The 1,692-nt window shown below is 62.7% G+C and carries 1 protein-coding gene; it reads right to left on the bottom strand.

Annotated elements, in window-relative coordinates; genetic code table 11:
- Positions 1–156 precede the first annotated feature (156 nt).
- Positions 157–1,569, bottom strand: coding sequence for an IS1380-like element ISCli1 family transposase (locus tag HMPREF0298_RS11180; protein ID WP_040423240.1), 1,413 nt, complete (start codon positions 1,567–1,569; stop codon positions 157–159).
- Between the last annotated feature and the right edge of the window lie 123 nt (positions 1,570–1,692).

The following is a 1,692-nucleotide window of genomic DNA, read 5'->3' as shown; positions in this document are numbered from 1 at the left end:
AGCCTGGATCCGCCGATGGTCTTTCGGTGATCGGTTGATTTCGGCTGCGGGCACCACCAAGATTTTCGGGCAGGAATGATCCCCAGATCACGTCGTCGTCTGGTTGTTCCACGAATTGGTAGGTCGGCTCGGGCCGGAGGGTTTCGGCTCAGGTGGTCAGGAAGAAACAACAGCCGGTGGCGAGTGACCGTGCTCGAACAGCTTCCGCCACTGCGGCTCCCATTTCCAGCCCTGCGGTAGGTGCAGGACCAACCTTCGTGCCCTACGAGCAATGCGGGCCGCCACCATGACGATCCGACGCCGGATCGTCGCAGTCGTAGCCCTGGCCAGTGCCCCGGCCGCGATGGTCCCGGCAGCCCTGGTGAGGTTGAAGGCCATGACCGCCACCACCAACCACGCCGCGTTCGCGGTGAACACACCTGAAGGCATATGCGCCAGCGCACTGTTCTTCAGATCGGCGTTGACCTGCTCGATGACCGCATGCTGCCGGTGGGTCTTGTCCGCGGCCACGATACCCAGCAGGTCTGGGTCGGCGGTGGTGAATACCGCGTGGAAGCGGTGCAGATCAAACAGGCCCGGCTGATCGATATTCTTCTTGTTCAACTCCGGGATCCGGCGCACCACCAGCCGACCGGGAACCTGATCAGCTGCCTTCTTCGACGCAAACGCGATGAAGGGGACTTCCGCGACTACCGCTGAGGAGATCCAGGTCTGGGTGTCCTCATCAAAGAGCGCGTCGGTGTACTCAATTGTTTCCCAGGACGTGTCCGGGATCGTGGCAATCGCGTTCTGGATGTCGGGCGTCATCCGCGCGGTGATGGACACATCCGCACCGGCGGTGAGTGCTGCGTGGATGCTGGGCCGGCCGTAGAAAGCGGAGTCCGCGCGTACGAGGATTTTCTGCTGGGCCATGGCGGGTAGGCGTCGGGTGGTGGTGATGGCATCGGCAATCAACCGGCCTGCCCCACGCGCCGAACCACAGGACCCTCGGCGCAGGCGCTGGGCTACGACCACCGGGGCAGACTCTGTCGTGGTGACCGTCGCCAGCAGAGCATTGAGCCCACGGACACCGGAGTAGCCGAAGCCGGCGCCTTGTTTCTGGTGGCCGTGGACTTCGATGATGGTGTCGTCGACATCGACGAAGACATACCCGCTGGTGGCAGCTGGGGGTGCGGGTACCAGGCCCGGTGACTGGTCAGCCAGGTTGATCAGGAAGCGGGAGGCCACGGCATCCAACTGGCGCACGTGCCCGAAGGTGAAGGCCCGGAGGAAGGATCCCAGGGTCGACGGCGCGTAGATCCGGGTAAAGAGTCGGTTCATGCCGCCGTGGCGCAACAGGTCCATGTCGTCAATCGAGTCGGCACCGGCGACCATGCCTGCGACCAGTGAGGAGATCTTCGCCCCGGCGTTGGCACCCTTGTCGCCTGCGATACTCATCCTGTGCTGTGCCAGGGTCGACAGGCCAGCAGTGTCGGCCAGGCGCATGGCTGGGACCAAGCCGGCGGCCGACACGAGGTTGGGGTCATCGAATGAAATAGAGAGTGCCGCGGGAGTGTGAGATAGTTGCACCTGAGAGATGCCCTCCTGGATGGGGAATATAGACCTTCGGCAAGTCGTATTATCCCATTTCAGAAGGGTATTTCTCTTTTTCCCACGCCGCTACCCCAAAATCACATCGGTGGATCCAGGCTT

The sequence above is a fragment of the Corynebacterium lipophiloflavum DSM 44291 genome, from assembly GCF_000159635.1.
GTDB classification, from domain to species: domain Bacteria; phylum Actinomycetota; class Actinomycetes; order Mycobacteriales; family Mycobacteriaceae; genus Corynebacterium; species Corynebacterium lipophiloflavum.
Note: the sequence above shows the minus strand (reverse complement) of the source record. Positions and strands in the feature narration are given on the sequence as shown.